We start from the raw sequence: 22,218 nt of genomic DNA on the forward strand, positions 1-22,218 counted from the left end.
CATTCATACGATTTATGCCGGTCGCCACTGGCCATCACGCCATCGAGTTGGCGGTGCGATAGCGACCCTCATAATCAAAAATCTTCTCTTTTATCTGCCAGAACCGCCCCGCTTTGCGGGCGATGACGAAATCGGGGTGGCGAAACTGGCTTTGCGCCGCCAGCACGCTCGCCAGGGTGGCAAATTCGGGTTCCAGACCCGGTGCGGGCCAATGATGACGCACAAAGACCTGTTGAAACAAGCGCCGTGCGCCCTCGGAGTGAAATCCGAAGTACTCATTGAGGGTGAGACCATCCTCATCGTGATAGACCACCTCCAGCCGCTCCCCCTGTTTGCCACGTCCGACACTCAGCGTCAGCCCGGCGCAGCGAATGACCATGCAGTCCTTGAGATTGAGCGCCTCTTTGAGCTTGTCGTCAGGGTCCACCAGCAGCTGATCGCAGCTCTGGCAGCGGCGGGCGGCGATGTCGTTTTCGCTGCCGCAGGCGGGGCAGACCTTGGCGCGAAAGCGGTAGTCGCACTCCTCGCGATGGCCCTCGTCATCTTCAAACAGCCCCTGGCAGCGGCGACCGTAGTGCTCGATCACCTTGCCATCCTCGTCGGTCTTGCCCCAGAAGGTGTTGGCAAAGCCGCAGGCGGGGCAGGGCACCTGCACCGGCTCGGTGCCAGCGTGGGGTCTGGGCTCCCCCACCTCGGGGGCGAACAGGTTGAAGTTGTTGCCCGCATAGTCGAGCACCAGACAGTCCGTCTTGCCGGGCGAGAGGCGCAGGCCCCGACCGACGATCTGCTGGTAGAGCGAGACCGACTCGGTGGGTCTGAGCATCACGATGAGATCCACGTGGGGGGCGTCGAAGCCGGTGGTGAGCACCGCCACGTTGACCAGAAACTTGAGCTCGCGCGCCTTGAAGGCGTTGATGAGGGCGTCGCGCTCCGGCCCCGGCGTCTCGCCGGTGATGAGAGCGGCCTGCTGGCCTCTGGCGCCCAGCAGGCCGTGAATTTCGCGGGCATGTTCGACGGTGGCGGCGAAGATCATCACCCCCTGCCGGTCGGCCGCATACTCCAGCACCTGGCTCAGGATATGGGGGGTGACCCGCTGCTGACGCTTGAGCTCGCCGTTGAGATCCGCCTCGCTGAACAGGCCATTCTCCCGCGCCACCAGCTTGCTGAAGTTGTAGTGGACGATGGGGGCATCCACCATGCGCGGCGGCGTCAGATAACCGTTCTTGACCATGAAGCGCAGCGGCAGTTCGAACACGCAGTCGCCAAACAGCCGCTCACCGTGGCTCTTGACCATGCCGTGGTAGTGGCGCCGGTAGATCCAGCCCAGCCCCAGCCGATAGGGGGTGGCGGTGAGACCGAGAATCTTGAGGGCCGGATTGGCGGCCTTGAGGTGCTCGATCACCCGATGGTACTGGCTGTCGTCATCGAGCGAGACCCGGTGGCACTCGTCGATGATGAGCAGCGAAAACGCCCCGTCGAAGGCGTCCAGATTGCGCGCCACCGACTGCACCGAGCCAAACACCACCTGGGCGCTCGCCTCCTTGCGAGCGAGCCCTGCGGCGAAGATGTCGGCCTTGAGCCCCCACGCCTCGTACTTGGCGTGGTTCTGCTCCACCAGCTCCTTGACGTGGGCCAGCACCAGCACCCGGCCGCGCGCCTTGCGGGCCAGTTCGGCGATCACCAGACTCTTGCCGGCCCCGGTGGGCAGCACCACCACGGCGGGATCCGGGTGCTGACGAAAGTGGCTGATCACGGCGTTGACGGCGTCGGTCTGATAGGGTCTGAGAACGAACATGCAGGCTTGGTGGTATCGATATGGGGTGGTGCAGGATGGCGCCATTATAGGGATCTTGGCGCCAAAAAACAGCGGGCCGGCATGGTGCCGGCCCGCTGGCGATGACGTCTTCGCTTAGTGGAAGGGGAAGACGTAGTTCATCCAGCTGGCCATGCGCAGCAGCACCTTGCGCATCACCGAGACATGGTGGAAGTGCTTGGTGTAGATGGCAGCCTGGCCGCTGGCCCCGGCGATCACCTGATACTTGGGCCATTCGGGGTCGGTGATGGAGATGAGCACCGGCAGGCGGCCCGGCTGAACGGCACTGGCCTGATCGAGCAGGCCGGCGTTGGCCTGCACGTTGCCGGCGGCGATGGCCGGGATCACGGCGGTCACCTGGCCCTGGAAGATCTTGCCGGGGATGCCGTCGATCACCACTTCGGCCTCATCGCCCACCGCCAGGCGCTGCATGCTGTTCTGCCAGAACCAGCCCACATAGGCGGTCTCGTCCTTGTGGATGAAGGTCATCACCGGGCGATACATGAAGGGGGTGGCTATCATGCCGGGGCGCAGGGCCAGCTGCACCACGTGGCCGTCGCTCGGGGCATAGACCACTGTCTGTTCGACCTGATACCTGGCCTCGTCGAGCTGGGCCTGCAGATCTTCCAGCGTCGCCTGTTGTTGCTCGATCTGGGCCACGATGTCGTCCACGTTGGCCTGGGTGACGTCGAGGTCACGCTGCTTGCCGACGCCGCGACGCATCAGGTCGCTGGCGCGATCCCGGTCGAGCTTGGCGGAGCGCAGCCTGGCCTCGATGGACTTGAGGTGGTTGCGGTTGGATTCAACCCGCGCCGTCAGGCTGTCCGCCCTCAACTGGAAGGGGGCGGCATCCAGACGAAACAGCACGTCGCCCTTCTTCACCGGCTGGTTGGCCTGTACCGGCACCTCGATGACCCGGCCCTTGACCAGCGGCACGATCGGGGTGGAGACGTAGTAGTTGCGTGCCATCTCGGAGTAGGGATGGTTGTAGTTCATCAGCATGATCAGGGTGCCGATGAGCAGCACGCCACCCAGCGCGGCGGTGGGCACGGTCCACTTGTTGAGCGGGATACGGAAGATTTTGAAGATGGCCACGCAGACGGCCGTGTAGGTCAGGATCAGTAGCAGGTCCATGATTTATCCCTGTTGCTCGGTCTGTTCGATGGTATTGAGGCGGGCCTTGAGGTCGGCCAGCTCCTGTTTGAGCTGCTGGATATCATCTTCATCCTGCTGCAGCCGCTGGTTGAAGCCCCAGCCCCGCTCGGGACGATAGAGGGTGGCCCAGATCCAGAGGAAGGGCCACAGCACGTGCAGGGTGAACAGACTGACCCAGCCGGCCACGTGAATGGCGTCCTGATGGGGGTGTTGACGATGTTTGGCTATTTCATAGGGAATGTCGTGAATGACGATGACCCCGTAAAAAATGACCAAACCCACAAAAAAAAGCAGACCAAGAGCAAAATAATCGAGTGCCATTTACGCCTCCGCTGGCTTGACGCACCGCATTGTCATTGGGATCAGGGCTCTGCAAGGCAGTCAGCCACCTGATTTCCCTCCTGTCGGGCCCGAAATCTTAAGTTGTTTTGTTGTACTGAAGCTTAAGCAGTTTCCAAGTCGTCAAAACAGACGCTGATGTTGTTGGGGGCAAGTCCGTAAAGTCGTATCCATGACAAGGACTTACGCTGGGAGTATGGCATTGCTGAAGGGAAATGTTCAGCAAAAAAAGGAGCCCTGACGGCTCCTTTTTTGACATGGTTGGCGTGGATCAACTTTCGCTGGGCTTGTTGATCAGCGCGGGCCTAAATTTCACCAGGAAGGCCACTGTGACGATCAGGGTGCTGGCCAGTCCAATTGTGGTGGAGACGCCCATCTCCAGCCCGAACCCGATAGGGGCGTTGGCCAGGTAGGTGAACACCACGGCGGTCATGAACATGGCGGGAATGGTGCAGACCCAGTGCAGCTTGCCCTCTTTGGCGAGGTAGGCCGCCGCCGCCCACAGCATCATCACCGCGGTGGTCTGGTTGGCCCAGCCGAAATAGCGCCAGATCACCCCGAATTCGGCCTTGGAGATGATGAAACCGAGGATGAACATGGGGATGGCGATGAGCAGTCGCTTGGCCATGGGCTTCTGGGTCAGTGTCAGGAAGTCCGCGACGATGAGGCGGGCACTGCGAAACGCGGTGTCACCGGAGGTGATGGGCAGGATCACCACGCCGAGGATGGCGAGGATGCCGCCGACGGTGCCGAGCAGGCTGGTGGAGACCTCGTGCACCACGGCAGAGGGGCCGCCGCTGGCCAGGGTGGCGTTGAGCGCCTCGGTGCTGTCGTAGAAGGAGAGACCCAGGGTGCACCAGATGAGGGCGATGATCCCTTCACCAATCATGGCGCCGTAGAAGATGAAGCGGCCGGAACTCTCGTTTTGCATGCAGCGCGCCATCAGCGGCGACTGGGTGGCGTGGAAGCCCGACACGGCGCCGCAGGCGATGGTGATGAAGAGCAGCGGCCAGAGCGGCAGCTCGGTCGGGTGCAGGTTGGAGAAATCCATCCCGGTGTTGTAGAAGCCTTTGCCGGAGACGATGAGGCCGATGATGAGGCCGACCGACATGAACACCAGCAGGGCGCCGAAGATGGGGTAGAAACGGCCGATGATCTTGTCGATGGGGACGATGGTCGCCAGGATGTAGTAGGCGAAGATGGCCGCAATCCAGTAGACCAGATCGGTGGAGGTGAGGTTGGCCAGAAGGCCAGCCGGGCTCAGCACGAACACCACGCCCACCAGCATCAACAGCACCACGGCGAACAGGTTCATGAAGTGCTTGGCGGTGGTGCCGAGGTGTTCACCGACCACGGTCGGCACCGAGGCGCCCTTGGCGCGCACTGACAGCATGCCGGAGAAGTAGTCGTGCACCGCACCGGCGAAGATGCAGCCGAACACGATCCAGAGCATGGCGACCGGACCGTAGAGGGCGCCCAGGATGGGGCCGAAGATGGGGCCGACGCCGGCGATGTTGAGCAGCTGAACCAGATAGACCTTCTTGTCCGACATGGGGACATAGTCCACCCCGTCCGCCATGGTGATGGCGGGGGTTTTCAGCTCCGGCTTGGGGCCAAATATCCGTTCGATGAATTTGCCGTATACGAAATAGCCGGCCACAAGTAAGCCGACACAGAGGAAGAACCAGATCATTGCTACGCTCCTGCTTTGTTATTGTTGGGTGTGCGCGGCCAGTGTAGGGGCTTGCTCTGTTAACGGCAGGTAAAACGGCATGAGCGGTCATATGGCGGACCGAGCGGTCGGCGCTCGTGATCCGGCTCACATCGTGGGGCTTATTCCAGCCCCAGCATCTCCTTCAACTCCTTCAGGTAACGGCGGCTGACCGGCACCCGGGCGCCGCTCGGCGTCACTATCTCCGCCAGCTGGTTCTCCAGCAGCCGGATCTCGAAGATGGCGGCCGGGGCCACCAGATACTGGCGGTGGCAGCGCAGCAGCGGGGTCTTCTCCTCCAGCGATTTGAGGGTGAGCTGGGTGTGAAACAGCTCGCCCTGGCTCGCCACGTGCACCCCGCCGAGATCGGAGAAGGCGTACTCAACCTGCTCGATGGGCAGCAGCCGTACCCGGTTGTGCAGGTAGCCCGGGATGTGGCGAATGGCGGGGACGAGCGCCGTCATGGGCTGGGGGGTTAGATCTTGCCTGAGCCGCGCCAGCGTCTTGGCCAGACGCACCGGCTCCACCGGCTTGAGCAGGTAGTCGAAGGCGTTCTCCTCGAACGCCTGGATGGCGTACTCGTCAAAGGCGGTGACGAAGACGATGCGGGGCAGGGGATCGAGCATGGCCACCAGCTCCATGCCGCTGAGCTTGGGCATCTGGATGTCAAGAAACACCACGTCGGGTTTGAGCCGCTGAATAAGCGGCAGCGCCTCGATGGCGTTGGCGGCCGCCCCCAGCAGTTCGATATCGGACTCGGCGGCCATGTGCTGCATCAGCTCCTCGCGGGCATAAAGCTCGTCATCGACGATGAGGGTGCGGATCATGGGGTTCTCCTGCGTGATGGGGGGGGTGGGTGAGGATGGTGTTGTACGGCGGCCGGATCATGGCAGCTCCCTTGGCAGGGTGACGGAGACCCGGGTCCAGCAGTCGGGCTCACAACTGACGCTCAGGCCATAGCGGTTGCCGAAGGCGCTCTTGAGACGCCGGTCCACCAGGGTCATGCCGAGCCCGTCACCGGCTGGTTTCTCCTGCCAGGTGCCGGCATTGTCCTCCACGTGGATGGTGACCCGCTCTGCCGTCTGCTCGGTGTAGAGGCGAATGTGTCCCAGCTCCAGCAGAGTGGAGATGCCGTGCTTGATGGCGTTCTCGATGAGGGGCTGCAGGGTGAAGCTCGGCAGCTTGAGGTCGGCGAGGGCCGGCGGGATCTCGTTTTGCACCGTCAGCCGGTCGCCAAAGCGGGCCAGCTCGATCTCCAGATAGGATTGGCAGTGCTCCTGCTCCTCCTGCAGGGTGGCCAGGCCGCTCTGGCGCTTGAGGTTCTTGCGAAAGAACAGGGAGAGGTGCAGCAGCAGCTGGCGCGCCCGCTCCGGTTCGCGCCGGGTGATGGCGCTGATGGTGTTGAGGGTGTTGAACAGAAAGTGGGGATTGATCTGGGCCTGCACCAGCTTGAGCTCGGACTGCACCAGCAGCCGCTGCTGCTGCTCCAGCCGGCCGGTCAGCAACTGCTGGGAGAGCAGGTTGGCAATCCCTTCTCCCAGGGTGTGGTTGATCTTGAGAAACAGCCGCTTCTTGGGCTCGTAGAGCTTGATGGTGCCGATCACCCCCTCGTCGCCGTGCAGCGGGATCACCAGCACCGAGCCGAGCTGGCACTGGGGCGAGATGCTGCAGCGGTAGGGCTGGCTGTTGCCGTCGGCAAACAGCACCTTGTTGCGGGCGATGGCCTGCATGGTGATGGCCGAGGTGATGGGGGTGCCAGGCTGGTGGTGATCCTCGCCGATGCCGATGAAGGCGAGGATCTTGTCGGTATCCGTGATGGCGACGGCGCCGACCCCGGTCTCCTCTTGGATAATGCGGGCAATCTTGTGGCTGGCCTCTGGGGTGAAGCCCTGGCTCATGATGCCGACGGTGCGGTTGGCTATATTGAGCGCCTTGGCGGAGAAGACCCGGGAGAACTTCTCGTACATCTGCTGCTGATCGCGGATCATGCTGATGAAGAGCGCAGCGCCGCAGGAGTTGGCCAGGATCATGGGGGTGGCGATGGTACGCACCAGCAGCAGGGATTTATCGAATGGCGTGGCCACCAGCAGGATGATCACCATCTGCATGATCTCGGCGTAGAGGGTGGTGAAGAAGGCGATGCGCGGCTCGAACAGCGCATCCATCTTGCCCGCCCGCATCAGCCGCCAGTGCACCAGCCCGCCCAGCAGCCCCTCGCAGGTGGTGGAGATGGCACAGGCCAGATCGGTGAAGCCGCCCAGGGTATAGCGGTGCAGGCCGCCGGTCAGCCCCACCAGAAAGCCCACCAACGGGCCCCCCAGCAGCCCGCCCAGCACGGCGCCGACGGCGCGGGTATTGGCGATGGCGTCGTCGATATCCAGCCCCACGTAGGTGCCGAGAATGCAGAAGCAGGAGAAGGTGATGTAGATGAGCACCTTGTGAGGCAGCCTGACCGAGTAGTTGGCCAGCGGACGCAGCAGCGGACTCTTGGAAAAGAGGTAGGCGATGACCAGGCTGACGCTCATCTGTTGAAGCAGGGAGAGGACCAACTGCATAAAAAACGTTCCTCAGAGTCCGTGCCGAAAAAAGCGGCAACCTTGAATAAATGTGATCAGGATCTTGTTCTGCGGGGCGCCAGGGCGGGATTGCGGCCGCAGTGTGCCAGAAACGTGAAATAAAACCATATTAAATCAGCATGTTAAATTGATATTTGTGTAATCGCCCAAGGGTTGATATTGCTGGATGGAGCATGAATGTATCCGCTGGATACGCCACACGGAGGTGGCATGCTCCGCCCGGCCCCTTGGCTGGGCGTTTTTTATCCATGGTGGATGGCGAACAATTTTGCGGGCAATCGAGTGATTATTCAGGTTTGTCCAATGAGTTATCCCCAGCTTCTGGGGATAACTCAGAAGGCAAAATAGTAACAGAAGCGTCGGGTCAGGTTGAAAAACAGCCGTTGCCCCTCATCCAGCTCTTCCTGCTTGATAAATGATTTGATGGTGCGCTCATCTTCCCGCAGGTCGATCATCGCCACCCCTTCCGGCCGCTGCGCCTTGATGTAGGGCAGCACCTTGGGCTTGAGCGGCATGGTGGGCTCGGTGGAGAGCACCAGCGCCACCGAGTCGTCGGAGAGCATCACCAGCGAACCGGGCGGATAGACCCCCAGCACCTTGATCAGCAGCTTGACCAGATCCTGGTCGAATTTCTTCTGCGACAGCTTGTAGAGCTGGCTGATGGCCTGGCTCGGCGCCGCGGGCGTGGCGCTGTTGCGCGGGTGCAGCAGCTCGTCATAGTAATCCACCAGCCCGATGATCCGCGCCAGCGGCGGGATCTCGCCCCCCTTGATGCCGAGCGGAAAGCCGCTGCCGTCGAGGCGCTCATGATGCAGATGGGCCACCTGGCGGATCTTGGGCTCGAAGGCCTGCAACTGGGTCAGCATCTCCAGACCGTACTGGGGGTGCATGTTGAGGAAGTTTTGCTCTGACTTGTTGAGCTCCCCACGTTTCTGGGTGATCTGGGTCGGGATCTTCAGCTCGCCGATGTCGTGCACCAGGCCGGCCAGCCCGGTTTCTTCGATTTCAATGGGGCTCATGCCGAGCTCGCGGGCCATCAGCATGGCGATGAAAGCCACGTTCAGGCTGTGCTGCAGCAGGATGTCGGTGTGCGGGCTGCGAATGAGGTGCAGGCCGAGCGGGCCTTCGTGGGCACTGATGCGGGCGGCGGCGTTGCGCACTATCTGCGCCGTGTTGGCGAGCCCTTCGTCCGGCTTGAGATTGAGAGCCCCCAGTGCATCGCGCAGTTCGGACATGGATTGGCCGAAGGCCTTGTCGGCGGCGCGCAGGGAGCGGCGAAAGGCTTTCTCATCAAACGGGGCAGGGCCGCTCTCCACCAGCTCTTCGATGATCGAGAGGTCAGGCCCGGCGGAAGGAATATCACCGCGCAAGATGGGTTCGATAGGCAGGTCGCTCTTGTCGGGATCCACCATCAGCAGGCTGAGATCGAGATGGCGAATGATGTCGAGTTGCTGCTGATCCTTGATCTTGAATGCATTGAACATAAAAGGGTGGTTGGTCCATCCCGTGGGGAGATGGATGTAGTGGCCTACCCGCAACTGCTCGATGGAGGCTTGTATCAGCGCCATACGCTAGCTCGCATTTCATGAATGCCTATGAACAAGCTAGCAAAATTAAGCAGATAGACAAACAAAAAAGCCCGCGCATGTGCGCGGGCTCTCGAGTCGGTTCAGCTTATCAGGCTTTGGACTTCTTCTTGCCTTCAACCTTGGCTTCAACCTTGGCCGCTACCTGAGCGTCTTCGGTGAAGGGACGGCCGTAGTAGGTGTCCAGCAGGATGGCTTTCAGCTCGCTGATCAGCGGGTAGCGCGGGTTGGCGCCGGTGCACTGGTCATCGAAGGCTTCCACGGCCAGCTGGTCAACTTTGGCCAGGAAGTCAGCTTCAGACACGCCGGCTTCACGGATGGAGGCCGGGATACCCAGAGTGGCTTTCAGCTCGTCCAGCCATACCAGCAGCTTCTCGATCTTGGCTGCGGTACGGTCACCGGCGGCAGTCAGACCCAGGTGGTCGGCCACTTCGGCGTAGCGACGGCGAGCCTGCGGGCGGTCGTACTGGGAGAACGCAGTCTGCTTGGTCGGGTTGTCGTTGGCGTTGTAGCGGATCACGTTGCTGATCAGCAGGGCGTTGGCCAGACCGTGCGGAATGTGGAACTCAGCACCCAGTTTGTGAGCCATGGAGTGGCACACACCCAGGAAGGCGTTGGCGAACGCGATACCGGCGATGGTGGCAGCGTTGTGCACTTTCTCGCGAGCAACCGGGTCGTTGGCACCGTTCTGGTAGCTGGACGGCAGGTACTCTTTGAGCAGTTTCAGGGCTTGCAGCGCCTGACCGTCGGAGTACTCGTTGGCCAGTACGGAAACGTAGGCTTCCATGGCGTGAGTCACGGCATCGATACCACCGAAGGCACACAGGGATTTGGGCATGCCCATGACCAGGTTGGCGTCGACGATGGCCATGTTCGGGGTCAGCTCGTAGTCGGCCAGCGGGTATTTCATGCCGGTGGCGTCGTCGGTCACGACCGCAAACGGGGTCACTTCAGAACCGGTACCGGAAGTGGTGGTGATACAGACCAGTTCGGCCTTCACGCCCATTTTCGGGAACTTGTAGATACGCTTGCGGATGTCCATGAAGCGCATGGCCAGGTCTTCGAACGCGGTTTCCGGGTGCTCGTACATTACCCACATGATCTTGGCCGCATCCATCGGTGAACCACCGCCCAGCGCGACGATTACGTCCGGCTTGAAGGAGTGGGCCATCTCGGCGCCTTTGCGAACCACAGACAGAGTCGGGTCGGCTTCTACTTCGTAGAACACTTCCACTTCCATCTTCAGGCCCTTGAGCAGACGAACCACTTCGTCGGCGTAGCCGTTGTTGAACAGGAAGCGGTCGGTCACGACCAGTGCGCGCTTTTTACCTTCCAGGTCGCCCAGGGCGATCGGCAGGGAACCACGACGGAAGTAGATGGATTTCGGAAGTTTGTGCCACAGCATATTTTCTGCCCGTTTTGCGACTGTCTTCTTGTTGATCAGGTGCTTGGGACCCACGTTTTCGGAGATGGAGTTACCACCCCAGGAACCGCAACCCAGCGTCAAGGACGGTGCGATGGCAAAGTTGTACAGGTCACCGATACCACCCTGGGTGGTCGGGGTGTTGATCAGGATACGGGCGGTCTTCATCTTGTCGCCGAAGTACTTGATGCGGTCGGCGTTGCGATCCTGGTCGGTGTACAGGCCGGAGGTGTGGCCGATACCACCCAGGTTGACCATGGTGCAGGCCATTTCGACGGCTTCTTCAAAGTTCTTGGCACGGAACATACCCAGGGTCGGGGAGAGCTTCTCGTGAGCGAACTCTTCCTCTTCACACACTTCCAGACCTTCACCGATGAGGATCTTGGTGGTGGGGGGCACGGTCACGCCGGACATTTCGGCGATCTTGGTGGCCGGCTGGCCCACGATGTTGGCGTTCATGGCGCCGTTGATCAGGATGACCTTGCGGACCTTGTCAGCTTCTTCTTTGGTCAGCACATAACCGTTGTGAGTCGCGAAACGCTCTTTCACCTGGTCATAGATGGAGTCAACCACGATGACGGCTTGCTCGGAGGCACAGACCACGCCGTTGTCGAAGGTTTTGGACATCAGAATGGAGGCGACAGCGCGCTTCACATCGGCAGTTTCGTCGATGACAACGGGGACGTTACCGGCACCTACACCGATGGCAGGCTTGCCAGAGGAGTAAGCGGCTTTCACCATGCCCGGGCCACCGGTGGCCAGGATCAGGTTGATGTCGTTGTGCTTCATCAGGGCGTTGGAGAGTTCAACGGTCGGTTGATCGATCCAGCCGATGATGTCTTTCGGTGCACCGGCGGCAATGGCTGCATCCAGTACCAGCTTGGCAGCGGTATTGGTGGAGTTCTTGGCACGGGGGTGCGGGGAGAAGATGATGGCGTTGCGGGTCTTCAGGGAGATCAGTGATTTGAAGATCGCAGTGGAGGTCGGGTTGGTGGTTGGTACGATACCGCAGATGATACCTACCGGCTCGGCGATGGTGATGGTACCCATCTCGTCATCTTCACTGAGGATGCCGCAGGTCTTCTCTTCTTTGTACTTGTTGTAGATGTATTCGGAGGCGAAGTGGTTCTTGATAACCTTGTCTTCGATGATACCCATACCGGATTCTTCCACGGCCATCTGGGCCAGGGGGATACGGGCATTGCTGGCGGCCAGGGCGGCGGCACGGAAGATCTTGTCTACCTGCTCTTGCGAGAAGCTGGCGAATTCACGCTGTGCTTCTTTGACGCGGGCGACCAGTGCATCCAGTTCAGCCATATTGGTTACTGCCATGTTTATCTCCTGATGATTTGAAAACTGTTTAGTAAGACGTTGGCAATGCCCGGCAATTATAGATGCCCTGTCAAGAACAGAATCACCACAACGGGGTATTTACATGCCTTACTAAATCGCTTTCTGAGTCGATTATAGAGCGGGGCTGACTCAGAAAAACTTGATCTGGATCATGTGTAACAAAAGAACAAAAGAAATTTTGTTTCACAATACATGTTTGCTAGATGTTGCGCAGTTGTTGAGTGGGCCAGAAGCGGGATGAATGGGGCGTGAACAGGGGCTCACGCACCATTTTTCAAGCAGTTAGCACGATTACGTCCCAGTGTCCCCGGTGCGGACCCTGGGGCAGTATGGGGGCGGCATTGTGATAGAAACGGTGATCATCCAGGATCAGATACTCGCCAGCGTTTAATTGTTGTTGAAAAAATGGTTGTTCTTTTAATCCATGATAGAGCTGCAAGACACCGCCGCTGACCCCGTCACTGCCACAAAAGAACACCCCGATGAAATCAAAGCCGTCCTGATGCACGCCTTCCGGGGCGGGTGGCACGCTTTCACCTTCGCCGGTGACGATGCGCATCTGGTGAATGCCGATGGCCTGGCCATCCGCCAGCCGGGTATGGCGGGCAAAGCGGGTCAGCATCAGCTGAAAGGTGGGGTGGGCGACGAAGGCGGGATCCAGCTCGGCATAGGTTCTGGGCACGTCCCCCAGAAACTTGTTGATGGCGGCCGCCTGAAAGAAAACGCCGTTGTCGAGGGGGTAAAAGCGGCTGCCCTCTTTTTCAACCCGGCCGTAACGGCGTTCGCGAAAGCGGCCCTGGATATAGGGATCAACCGGCAGCCGCTCGAAGAAGCCCTGCAGGGGGGCGACACTGCCTGCGGGCAGTGAATCCAGATGCCATTGCAACTTGATGTCCGTATCAATCATTACAAAATCCTTTTTTACGAAGATGAAATGTTGCGCCAAAACTCCGTGGCCGCATAAAACTCGAAGTGATTTTATCAGAGTGTTAAATGGCGACAATCTTTATTAACAACTCGATATGTTGAATTTCGTCGTTACATTAGAGGAACTAACTGAAAAGCCACGGAAAGGGTGAGATTATTTGATTGGTGAAGGTTTCGGCCATGGTGTAAATTTACGCACGGTTTATCGGGGTGGCCCGCAGGGCCTCGTTCTACTTCTGGATGGCGCCTATGGCAGCAATTGACGTCTCTTTATATCTGAAGTTTTTCATCGGTTTGTTTGCGATCATCAACCCGCTCGGCCTGTTGCCGGTGTTTGTCAGCCTGACCAGCCATCAAACGCCGGAAGAGCGGATGAAGACCAATACCACCGCCAACATTGCGGTGATGATCATCCTGCTGGTCTCCATGTACATGGGGCAGCTGATCCTCGATGGTTTCGGCATCTCGCTGGCGTCGTTTCGCATTGCCGGCGGCTCGCTCATCACCCTGATTGCCTGGTCCATGCTGCAGGGCAAGCTGGGGGAGGTGAAGCACAACAAGCAGGAGAAAGGGGAGCTCGCCGCGCGGGAATCTGTCGCTGTGGTGCCGCTGGCGCTGCCGTTGATGGCCGGCCCCGGCGCCATCTCTTCCTCTATTGTCTATGCCAGCCAGAGCACCTGGTCCCAGATGCTGGGGATGTCGGTGGTGGTGATGGTGTTTGCCTTCTGCTCCTGGCTCATCTTCCGCGCCGCCCCCCTGCTGTTCAAGGTGATGGGCAACACCGGCATCAACGTGGTCACCCGGATCATGGGTCTCATCATGATGTCGCTTGGCATCGAGATCATGGTGGCGGGGATCAAGGGGGTCTTCCCCGGATTGATGTGATTCAGGTCTGTTTCGTTGGAGCCGGTCCTCGTGACCGGCTTTTTATTGTTTCTTTTTTGTTGGTCATTTCCTAGAATCGAGCGGGTTTGTATAAAAAACGTCCATCACGCGATATTTAAATTCTGAATAATTGGTTAAAAGCTGCTTTTTTGACCATGAAGCCCAGTCCTGCCTGACAATATCTATTGCATTATCAGAAATGTCAGGGAATTATGCTGGCAGCGGGGTACTTGTCCCGTTGATGGAAAATTGCATGGAATGTTCTTGTGGAGTATGGAAATGACTCATAAAAAAACAATGATTAATACCCTCTTGGTGGCAGCACTGTTCGGCGGTGTCAACGCGGCACAAGCCGCCGATGTTCCCGCAGGTACCAAACTGGCTGACGTTCAGCAGCTGGTAAAAGGCAATGGCTCCGAGCCTGCCACTCTCGACCCGCACAAAACCGAAGGAACGGTTGAATCCAATATTCTGCGTGACCTGTTCGAAGGTCTCGTTGCCTCCGGCCCCAAAGGGGAAGTGCTTCCCGCCATGGCCGAGTCCTGGGAAACCAAGGACAACAAACACTTCGTGTTCCACCTGCGCAAAGATGCCAAGTGGTCCAACGGGGATCCCGTGACAGCCCATGATTTCGAGTTCGCCTTCAAGCGGGCCGTGGATCCCAAGACGGCGTCTCCCTACTCCTGGTATCTGGAGATCCCGACCATCGTCAATGCCAGCGAGATCATCGCCGGCAAGAAAGCGGCCGACACCCTGGGTGTGAAGGCGGTGGACGACTACACCTTCGAGGTGCAGCTGGAGAAGGCGGTGCCTTACTTCGTCAGCATGCTCTCCCACACCACCACCTACCCGGTGCCGAAGAAGGTGATCGAGAAGTTCGGTGACAAGTGGACCCAGCCCGGCAACATGGTATCCAACGGTGCCTATGTGCTGAAGGATTGGGTGGTCAACGAGCGCGTCGACGTCGAGCGCAACCCGAACTACTGGAACAACGCCAAAACCGTCATCAACAAGGTGACCTATCTGCCGATCCAGTCCACCAACGCCGAGCTGAACCGCTATCTGGCCGGCGAAGTGGATCTCACCTACAACATGCCCATCGAGCGCTTCAAGCAGATGAAGAAAGAGCTGCCGAACGAGGTGAAGGTGAGCGGCTATGTCGGTACCTACTACTACCAGTACAACTTCAAGCACAAGCCGTTTGATGACGTGCGGGTGCGTACCGCCCTCTCTTATGCCATCGACCGCAACGTGATCGCCGACAAGGTGATGGGCAAGGGCGAGACTCCGGGCTACACCCTGGTGCCTGATTTCGTGGACGGCTTCAAGCCGGTGGCGCCGGCCTGGTCCAAGCTGACCCAGGCAGAGCGTGATGCCAAGGCGAAAGAGCTGCTGACCGAAGCCGGTTTCGGCCCGGGCAAACCGCTCAAGTTCGAGCTGCTCTACAACACCGACGACAACCACAAGAAGGTGGCGGTTGCCGTGGCTTCCATGTGGAAGAAGCTGGGCGTGCAGGTGAGCCTGGTCAACCAGGAATGGAAAACCTACCTGGAAACCAAGAAGCAGGGTCAGTTTGATGTGGGTCGTGCCGGCTGGATCGCCGACTACAACGAAGCCTCTTCCATGCTGGATCTGATGCAGACCACCCACGGCAACAACGACGGCAAATACTCCAACCCGGCGTTTGACAAGCTGATGAACGAGTCGCGCAATCAGGTGGATGCCGATGCCCGCAACAAGCTCTATGTGCAGGCTGAAGAGATCCTGGCCAAGGACATGCCGATCGCTCCCATCTATCAGTACGTGACCTCCCGTATGGTCAAGTCCTACGTGGGCGGCTACCCGGCCAACCCGCTGGACAACCTCTACAGCAAAGACATGTACATCATTGCTCACTGAGTAAAGTAACACGTCGCATAACAAAGCAGGCCCGCCGGATGGCGGGCCTTTATTACAACCGCGACCCTTTGGAAGCAGTACAGGACAGGAATTGTCTATGTTGAAATTCATTTTTAAACGTCTACTGGAAGCGATCCCGACTCTGCTGGTCTTGATCACCGTCTCCTTCTTCATGATGCGTTTCGCGCCGGGCAACCCCTTCACCAGCGAACGCTCCCTGCCGCCGGAAGTTCTGGCCAACATCGAAGCCAAATATGGCCTCGACAAGCCCATCGGCGTGCAATACCTCACCTATTTGGGCAACCTTGTGCAGGGCGACCTCGGTCCCTCCTTCAAATACAAGGACTTCACCGTCAACGATCTGGTGAGCCAGGCGCTGCCGGTATCAGCCAAGATTGGCTCCTTTGCCTTTCTGTTTGCGGTGACACTGGGGGTCACCTTCGGCACCATTGCCGCCTTGAAACAGAATACCGTCATCGACTACCTGTTGATGTCGTCGGCCATGGCCGGGGTGGTGATCCCGGGCTTTGTGTTGGCGCCCTTGCTGGTGTTGCTGTTCAGTATTCATCTCGGCTGGTTCCCGGCCGGTGGCTGGCAGGGCGGCGGGGTGCAATTCATGGTGCTGCCGGTGTTCGGCATGATGATGTACTACATCTCCGCCATCTCGCGGATCATGCGGGGCAGCATGATCGAGACCATGAACTCCAACTTCATCCGTACCGCCCGCGCCAAGGGCTTGCCGCTGCGTCACATCATCCTCAAGCACGCGCTGCGTCCGGCCATGCTGCCGGTGGTCTCCTATCTGGGGCCGGCATTCGTCGGCATCATCACGGGTTCCGTGGTGATCGAGACCATCTTCGGCCTGCCGGGGATTGGCCAGCTGTTCGTCAACGGTGCCCTCAACCGTGATTACTCCATGGTGCTCGGTCTGACCATTCTGGTCGGTGCCCTCACCATCACCTTTAACGCCGTGGTCGATATTCTCTATGCCTTTATCGATCCCAAGATCCGTTACTAAGTCGGGAGTACATCATGGTTGTCACAACTGAAAAACGCGAAGCCGTCGAGGCGTTCGCCCAGCAAGTGGAAGTGGTGGAAGGACGCTCCCTGTGGAAGGATGCCCGTCGCCGTTTCCTGCGCAACAAGGCCGCGCTCACCAGCCTCATCATCCTGACCATCATCGGTCTGGCGGTGATCGTGGGACCGCATCTGTCCCAATACACCTTCGACGATCCTGACTGGGGCGCCATGCAGGCAGCCCCGGACATGGAAACCGGCCACTGGTTCGGCACCGACAGCCTGGGGCGCGATCTGTTCGTGCGCACACTGCTCGGCGGGCGCATCTCGCTGATGGTCGGCATCATGGGGGCCATGGTGGCCGTCATCATCGGCACCCTCTACGGCGCGGCCTCCGGTTTCATCGGCGGTCGGGTCGACAGCCTGATGATGCGGGTCCTTGAGATCCTCAACGCCTTCCCCTTCATGTTCTTCGTGATCATGCTGGTGACCTTCTTCGGCCGCAACCTGGCGCTCATCTTCATCGCCATCGGCGCGGTGAGCTGGCTCGACATGGCGCGGATCGTGCGAGGCCAGACCCTGAGCCTCAAGAGCAAGGAGTTCATCGAGGCGGCTCACGTCTGCGGTGTCTCCAAGTGGAAGATCATCACCCGTCACATCGTGCCGAACGTGCTGGGTATCGTGGCGGTCTACGCCACCCTGCTGGTGCCGGGCATGATCATGTTCGAATCCTTCCTGAGCTTCCTGGGGCTGGGCGTACAAGAGCCCATGACCAGCTGGGGCGCTCTGCTGGATGAAGGCTCCAAATCGATGGAAGTGGCCATCTGGCAACTCCTGTTCCCCGCCGGTTTCATGGTGGTGACCCTGTTTTGCTTCAACTTCCTCGGGGATGGTCTGCGTGACGCCCTCGATCCGAAGGATCGCTGAGAAAGCGGCGAAGAAGCGCTGAAACAACGCGCCGAGGGGCCGCAGAGTGCGGCTCAATCGGGCGGATAGCGCATCGGATCGACAGGAAAACGTCACGAAAGATCGATAAGGAGTTTTTATGAAATTACTGGATGTAAAAGATCTGCGGGTCGAGTTCAAGACCCCGGACGGCAATGTGGTGGCGGTCAACGATCTCAACTTCTCCCTCGCTGCGGGCGAGACCCTGGGGATCGTCGGTGAGTCCGGTTCGGGCAAGTCCCAGACCGCGTTCGCCATCATGGGGCTGCTGGCCAAGAACGGCGTCATCACCGGCTCGGCCAAATTTCAGGGCGACGAGATCCTGAATCTGCCCGAGCACAAGCTCAACAAGATCCGCTCCGAGAAGATCGCCATGATCTTCCAGGACCCCATGACCTCGCTCAACCCCTACATGAAGGTGAAGGATCAGCTGATGGAAGTGCTGATGCTGCACAAGGGCGTCAGCAAGGCTGAAGCGTTCGAAGAGTCGGTGCGCATGCTGGATGCGGTCAAGATCCCGGAAGCGCGCAAGCGGATGGGGATGTACCCTCACGAATTTTCCGGTGGCATGCGCCAGCGGGTGATGATCGCCATGGCGCTGTTGTGCCGGCCGCAGCTGCTCATCGCAGACGAGCCGACCACCGCGCTGGACGTGACCGTACAGGCCCAGATCATGACCCTGATGAACGAGCTCAAGCGCGAGTTCAACACCGCCATCATCATGATCACCCACGATCTGGGCGTGGTGGCGGGGATCTGCGACAAGGTGCTGGTGATGTATGCCGGCCGTACCATGGAGTACGGCAAGGTCAACGATATCTTCTATCGCCCGAGCCACCCCTATACCGAAGGCTTGTTGCGCGCCATTCCCCGCCTCGACACCGAAGGGGAAGAGCTGCCCACCATCCCGGGCAACCCGCCCAACCTGCTGCGTCTGCCCACCGGCTGCCCCTTCCAGGAGCGCTGCCACCGAGTGAGCGAGATTTGCGGCAAGCAGTCACCGATCCTGACGCCGTTCAACGACGGCCGGGAGCGGGCCTGCCACTGGGTATCGGATGCCATGATCAAGGGAGTGAACTAAATGGGGACTGACAAGAAACTGCTGCTGGAAGTGTCTGACCTCAAGGTCCACTTCAGCATCAAGAGTGACAAGGCCTGGCCCTGGGCCAAACCCTCCGCCCTGAAGGCGGTGGACGGGGTGACCCTGCGCCTGTACGAAGGGGAGACCCTCGGCGTGGTGGGCGAGTCGGGCTGTGGCAAATCCACCTTTGCCCGGGCGCTGATCGGCCTGGTGCCGGCCACCGACGGCAAGGTGGTGTGGCTGGGCAACGATCTGACCAAGCTCGACCAGAAGGCGCTGCGCGAGAAGCGCAAAGAGATCCAGATGATCTTCCAGGATCCGCTGGCCTCCCTCAACCCGCGCATGACCATCGGCGACATCATCGCCGAGCCGCTCATCACCTTCTATCCCGACCTCTCCCGAGATCAGGTGAAGGAGAAGGTGCGGGCCATGATGAGCAAGGTGGGGCTCTTGCCCAACCTGGTCAACCGCTACCCCCATGAGTTCTCCGGCGGTCAGTGCCAGCGCATCGGCATCGCCCGGGCGCTGATCCTAGAGCCCAAGATGATCATCTGTGACGAGCCGGTGTCGGCGCTGGACGTTTCCATCCAGGCGCAGGTGGTCAACCTGCTCAAGGCTATCCAGAAGGAGATGGGGCTGTCGCTCATCTTCATCGCCCACGACCTGTCGGTGGTCAAGCACATCTCGGATCGGGTGCTGGTGATGTATCTGGGCAATGCGGTGGAGCTGGGGACCCGCAAGGAGATCTTCGCCAACCCCTTGCACCCCTATACCAAGGCGCTGATGTCGGCCGTGCCCATTCCGGATCCGGATCTGGAGCGCAGCAAGACCATCCAGATCCTGGAGGGGGATTTGCCATCGCCGATGAACCCGCCCTCAGGCTGCGTGTTCCGCACCCGCTGCCCGGTGGCCGGCCCTGAGTGTGCCAAGACCCGGCCTCAGCTCGAGGGCAACTTCGACCATGCGGTCTCCTGCCTCAAGGCGGATCCGCTCTGAGGGTGAGCAGGCAGAACAGGGCGCCCGGGTGGCGCCCTGTTTTTTGCTGCCGGCATGAAGATGCCTCTTGGCGTTATCTTTTTCCGCTGTTACTATCCGCGCAACAAGGGGAGTAACTTCTCGCCGGTTTGTCGTCATTACGGTGCACCCATATCCTGCAGTGCACCCGGCAGCCGGGCAGTTGACGCAAGTCGGCTGTAAGTGAGACCTTGCCGAGAGGCAAGGTGTATCTGCTCCAAACGCAAACCCACGCCTCTCGGTCGTGGGTTTTGTCGTTTTTGGGAGAAGTGAATATGGGTGAATGGTGGATGTGGACCGGTTTCTTCAGCATAGTGCTGGTCCTGTTATGGATAGACATACGGTTTGTCGGTGGTGGCAAATCCCACAAGGTGTCGCTCAAAGAGGCAGGGATCTGGTCCCTTATCTGGGTCAGCGTGGCGCTGCTCTTCAATCTGGCCATCTGGCTCTGGCTGGATCACAGCGCAGGCCGTGAAATTGCTAACCAGAAGGGGCTGGAGTTCCTCACCGGCTACCTCATCGAGAAGGCGCTGGCGGTGGACAACGTCTTTGTCTGGCTGATGCTGTTCGGCTACTTTGCCATTCCGGCCGAGCTGCAGCGCCGGGTGCTGCTGTACGGGGTACTGGGTGCCATCGTGATGCGGGCCGGTATGGTGTTTGCGGGTAGCTGGCTTATCGAGCAGTTCCACTGGATCCTCTACCTGTTTGGCGCCTTCCTGCTGCTGACCGGGGTCAAGATGCTGTGGGCTGCCGACAAGGAGCCGGATCTGGCCAACAACCCGCTGCTTGGCTGGATGCGCCGTCGCTTCAAGGTGACGGAGACGCTGGAGGGGGAGAACTTCTTCGTCTGGCGCGATGGCGTGCGTTACGCCACGCCGCTGCTGCTCATTCTGGTGCTGGTGGAGGTGAGCGATCTCATCTTTGCGGTGGACAGCATCCCGGCCATCTTCGCGGTGACCACGGATCCCTTCATCGTGCTGACCTCCAACATCTTCGCCATCATGGGTCTGCGTGCCATGTACTTCCTGCTGGCGGGCGTAGCCGAGCGTTTCGCTCTGCTCAAGTACGGCCTGGCGCTGATCCTGATGTTCATCGGGGTCAAGATGCTGCTGCTGGATATCTTCAAGATCCCCACCGGCATTGCATTGGGCGTGGTTGCGCTGATCCTGCTGGCCTCCATGGGGTTGAGCCTCTGGGTGACCCGCAAAAAAGCCGCTTGAACGCGGCAGACTATAAAGCATTAACAAAAAGGGCTCCCGCGGGAGCCCTTTTTTAGGTTCATCGCGGCTTTCCGGGGAAGGCCGCCTTGATTTTCAGAAAAAAGTATTCTGAGTCCCTAAATCCATATGCCATACGCTTTATCACTTTGATCTTGTTGTTCACCCCTTCCAGCACACTCGTGTGCATCGGGTAGTTTGCACTCGCCAGGATCCCCCGCATATATTTCGATAAATTTCGACCAAATCGTTGCAGCGGCGCTAGCCCGCTTTCCTTCACCTGCCGCATCCAGCTCCGCCATCGTCGCCATCCTTCCCACACGCTCGGCGCATACCAGATGCCCTTCAACCCCTCTTTCAGCACGTACACCATCGCCAGCGGTTGATTCGCCGCCAACAGCTCCTGCAACTTCACATCCTGTTTTTCACTCAACTTCGCCCGATTACGTAGCAGCAACCAACGCGCACTTTTGACCACTTTTCGCGCCGGTTTATCGCTTTTCAGTGCATTCGCCTGCTCCACTCGCACCTGGTCCACCACCTCTCGGCCATAGCGAGCCACCACGTGGAACAGGTCGTAGACCACCTCCGCCTGCGGGCAGTGTTGCTTCACCTCCAGGTCGAACGCCGTGTTCATGTCCATCGCCACCGCTTCAATCTGCTGGCATCGCTCGCCGAGCTGCTCGAAGAAGGGACGGATAGCGGCCCGGCTGTTGCCGTGCCCCACCCACAGGACGCGGGTTCGCTCGGCATCCATGATCACGGTGGCATAGCGGTGTCCCTTGTGCAGGGCAAACTCATCCATCACCAGCCGCCGCACCTCCCCAAGTTCGATGGTGCCCACACTGGTCTGCAAACGGCGCTTGTCGATCTCCTTGATGGTGTGCCAACCGACCCCGGTGAGCTGGCTGACATGGCGGATGGGGAGGTACTGAACGAGCGCTTCAATCCAGCACTGCATGCGCCGGGTGAGGCGGGAGCCAGAGGGGAGCCAGTCGATATGTTCACTGACGCGACCACAGCGCAGACAGTCGACGCGGCGAACAGGCAGTTGTAACCAGACTTGTCGGTCAAATAGGTCTCGCTCACGCACCCGGCGGATACGTTGGTCGTGGATCAATGGCGTGGGTTGCAGGCATCGGCGACAACGGGGCAAGAAGTCGGCGCGAGGCTCAAGGGTAAACAGGGTGTGATGGTTGGCAGAAAGCGCTTGGGCGATGACGGTATAACCTGGCCAGAAGGAGGCAATATCAATATGATGCACGGCGACAGCAGGG

General features: G+C 59.6%; 17 protein-coding genes. 7 read left to right on the forward strand and 10 right to left on the reverse strand.

What is annotated here, in order from left to right; translation table 11 throughout:
* Window positions 1-34 precede the first annotated feature (34 nt).
* The 9 genes from C2U40_RS07750 to C2U40_RS07790 form a co-directional block, all read right to left on the reverse strand.
* Window positions 35-1,795, reverse strand: a complete 1,761-nt coding sequence (locus C2U40_RS07750) for a DEAD/DEAH box helicase (RefSeq protein WP_103828550.1) — start codon at window positions 1,793-1,795, stop codon at window positions 35-37.
* A gap of 114 nt (window positions 1,796-1,909) precedes the next feature.
* Window positions 1,910-2,947, reverse strand: a complete 1,038-nt coding sequence (locus C2U40_RS07755; RefSeq protein WP_011706439.1) for an HlyD family secretion protein — start codon at window positions 2,945-2,947, stop codon at window positions 1,910-1,912.
* Between the two features lie 3 nt (window positions 2,948-2,950).
* A complete protein-coding gene (locus C2U40_RS07760) occupies window positions 2,951-3,289 on the reverse strand; it encodes a DUF3302 domain-containing protein (RefSeq protein ID WP_011706438.1) in 339 nt (112 codons plus the stop codon).
* A gap of 289 nt (window positions 3,290-3,578) precedes the next feature.
* Window positions 3,579-5,000 carry a carbon starvation CstA family protein gene (locus C2U40_RS07765; protein WP_103828543.1) on the reverse strand — a complete coding sequence of 474 codons (1,422 nt, stop codon included), beginning with the start codon at window positions 4,998-5,000 and terminating at the stop codon, window positions 3,579-3,581.
* 140 nt (window positions 5,001-5,140) lie between these two features.
* On the reverse strand, window positions 5,141-5,845 hold the full coding sequence (gene btsR, locus C2U40_RS07770; protein ID WP_103828544.1) for a two-component system response regulator BtsR: 705 nt from the start codon (window positions 5,843-5,845) through the stop codon (window positions 5,141-5,143).
* A gap of 57 nt (window positions 5,846-5,902) precedes the next feature.
* Window positions 5,903-7,573 carry a sensor histidine kinase gene (locus C2U40_RS07775; RefSeq protein ID WP_103850989.1) on the reverse strand — a complete coding sequence of 557 codons (1,671 nt, stop codon included), beginning with the start codon at window positions 7,571-7,573 and terminating at the stop codon, window positions 5,903-5,905.
* 353 nt (window positions 7,574-7,926) lie between these two features.
* Window positions 7,927-9,162: an HD-GYP domain-containing protein gene (locus C2U40_RS07780; protein WP_103828546.1), complete on the reverse strand. Its 1,236-nt coding sequence runs from the start codon at window positions 9,160-9,162 to the stop codon at window positions 7,927-7,929.
* 109 nt (window positions 9,163-9,271) lie between these two features.
* Window positions 9,272-11,935: a bifunctional acetaldehyde-CoA/alcohol dehydrogenase gene (gene adhE / locus C2U40_RS07785; RefSeq protein WP_016351087.1), complete on the reverse strand. Its 2,664-nt coding sequence runs from the start codon at window positions 11,933-11,935 to the stop codon at window positions 9,272-9,274.
* A gap of 295 nt (window positions 11,936-12,230) precedes the next feature.
* Window positions 12,231-12,863, reverse strand: coding sequence for a 2OG-Fe dioxygenase family protein (locus C2U40_RS07790; protein ID WP_181014892.1), 633 nt, complete (start codon window positions 12,861-12,863; stop codon window positions 12,231-12,233).
* Between the two features lie 269 nt (window positions 12,864-13,132).
* Between C2U40_RS07790 and C2U40_RS07795 the strand changes: the two genes are divergently transcribed.
* From C2U40_RS07795 to C2U40_RS07825, 7 genes are all read left to right on the forward strand, one after another.
* Entirely contained in the window at window positions 13,133-13,768 is a 636-nt protein-coding gene (locus C2U40_RS07795; protein ID WP_016351085.1) for a YchE family NAAT transporter, read from the forward strand.
* A gap of 279 nt (window positions 13,769-14,047) precedes the next feature.
* Window positions 14,048-15,667: an ABC transporter substrate-binding protein gene (locus C2U40_RS07800; RefSeq protein WP_011706430.1), complete on the forward strand. Its 1,620-nt coding sequence runs from the start codon at window positions 14,048-14,050 to the stop codon at window positions 15,665-15,667.
* 97 nt (window positions 15,668-15,764) lie between these two features.
* Complete coding sequence (gene oppB / locus C2U40_RS07805) at window positions 15,765-16,685, forward strand: oligopeptide ABC transporter permease OppB (RefSeq protein ID WP_011706429.1); 921 nt, start codon at window positions 15,765-15,767, stop codon at window positions 16,683-16,685.
* A 14-nt stretch (window positions 16,686-16,699) separates the two neighbouring features.
* Window positions 16,700-17,611, forward strand: a complete 912-nt coding sequence (gene oppC, locus C2U40_RS07810; protein ID WP_011706428.1) for an oligopeptide ABC transporter permease OppC — start codon at window positions 16,700-16,702, stop codon at window positions 17,609-17,611.
* 118 nt (window positions 17,612-17,729) lie between these two features.
* Entirely contained in the window at window positions 17,730-18,710 is a 981-nt protein-coding gene (locus C2U40_RS07815) for an ABC transporter ATP-binding protein (RefSeq protein ID WP_017408089.1), read from the forward strand.
* Window positions 18,711-19,706: a murein tripeptide/oligopeptide ABC transporter ATP binding protein OppF gene (oppF, locus tag C2U40_RS07820; RefSeq protein WP_011706426.1), complete on the forward strand. Its 996-nt coding sequence runs from the start codon at window positions 18,711-18,713 to the stop codon at window positions 19,704-19,706.
* Between the two features lie 293 nt (window positions 19,707-19,999).
* A complete protein-coding gene (locus C2U40_RS07825; RefSeq protein ID WP_017408090.1) occupies window positions 20,000-20,944 on the forward strand; it encodes a TerC family protein in 945 nt (314 codons plus the stop codon).
* A 58-nt stretch (window positions 20,945-21,002) separates the two neighbouring features.
* Here the strand turns inward: C2U40_RS07825 and C2U40_RS07830 are convergent, their stop codons facing one another.
* Window positions 21,003-22,205: an ISL3-like element ISAeme19 family transposase gene (locus C2U40_RS07830; RefSeq protein ID WP_104467481.1), complete on the reverse strand. Its 1,203-nt coding sequence runs from the start codon at window positions 22,203-22,205 to the stop codon at window positions 21,003-21,005.
* Window positions 22,206-22,218: the final 13 nt, after the last annotated feature.

This window comes from Aeromonas sp. ASNIH4, assembly GCF_002934425.1.
GTDB classification, from domain to species: Bacteria; Pseudomonadota; Gammaproteobacteria; order Enterobacterales; family Aeromonadaceae; genus Aeromonas; species Aeromonas hydrophila.

Excerpts from the sequence above, each read along its gene's own strand:
- C2U40_RS07750 (WP_103828550.1), bottom strand. The coding sequence starts at position 1,795 with ATGTTCGTTCTCAGACCCTATCAGACCGACGCCGTCAACGCCGTGATC.
- C2U40_RS07755 (WP_011706439.1), bottom strand. The coding sequence starts at position 2,947 with ATGGACCTGCTACTGATCCTGACCTACACGGCCGTCTGCGTGGCCATC.
- C2U40_RS07760 (WP_011706438.1), bottom strand. The coding sequence starts at position 3,289 with ATGGCACTCGATTATTTTGCTCTTGGTCTGCTTTTTTTTGTGGGTTTG.
- C2U40_RS07765 (WP_103828543.1), bottom strand. The coding sequence starts at position 5,000 with ATGATCTGGTTCTTCCTCTGTGTCGGCTTACTTGTGGCCGGCTATTTC.
- btsR (WP_103828544.1), bottom strand. The coding sequence starts at position 5,845 with ATGATCCGCACCCTCATCGTCGATGACGAGCTTTATGCCCGCGAGGAG.
- C2U40_RS07775 (WP_103850989.1), bottom strand. The coding sequence starts at position 7,573 with ATGCAGTTGGTCCTCTCCCTGCTTCAACAGATGAGCGTCAGCCTGGTC.
- C2U40_RS07780 (WP_103828546.1), bottom strand. The coding sequence starts at position 9,162 with ATGGCGCTGATACAAGCCTCCATCGAGCAGTTGCGGGTAGGCCACTAC.
- adhE (WP_016351087.1), bottom strand. The coding sequence starts at position 11,935 with ATGGCAGTAACCAATATGGCTGAACTGGATGCACTGGTCGCCCGCGTC.
- C2U40_RS07790 (WP_181014892.1), bottom strand. The coding sequence starts at position 12,863 with ATGATTGATACGGACATCAAGTTGCAATGGCATCTGGATTCACTGCCC.
- C2U40_RS07795 (WP_016351085.1), top strand. The coding sequence starts at position 13,133 with ATGGCAGCAATTGACGTCTCTTTATATCTGAAGTTTTTCATCGGTTTG.
- C2U40_RS07800 (WP_011706430.1), top strand. The coding sequence starts at position 14,048 with ATGACTCATAAAAAAACAATGATTAATACCCTCTTGGTGGCAGCACTG.
- oppB (WP_011706429.1), top strand. The coding sequence starts at position 15,765 with ATGTTGAAATTCATTTTTAAACGTCTACTGGAAGCGATCCCGACTCTG.
- oppC (WP_011706428.1), top strand. The coding sequence starts at position 16,700 with ATGGTTGTCACAACTGAAAAACGCGAAGCCGTCGAGGCGTTCGCCCAG.
- C2U40_RS07815 (WP_017408089.1), top strand. The coding sequence starts at position 17,730 with ATGAAATTACTGGATGTAAAAGATCTGCGGGTCGAGTTCAAGACCCCG.
- oppF (WP_011706426.1), top strand. The coding sequence starts at position 18,711 with ATGGGGACTGACAAGAAACTGCTGCTGGAAGTGTCTGACCTCAAGGTC.
- C2U40_RS07825 (WP_017408090.1), top strand. The coding sequence starts at position 20,000 with ATGGGTGAATGGTGGATGTGGACCGGTTTCTTCAGCATAGTGCTGGTC.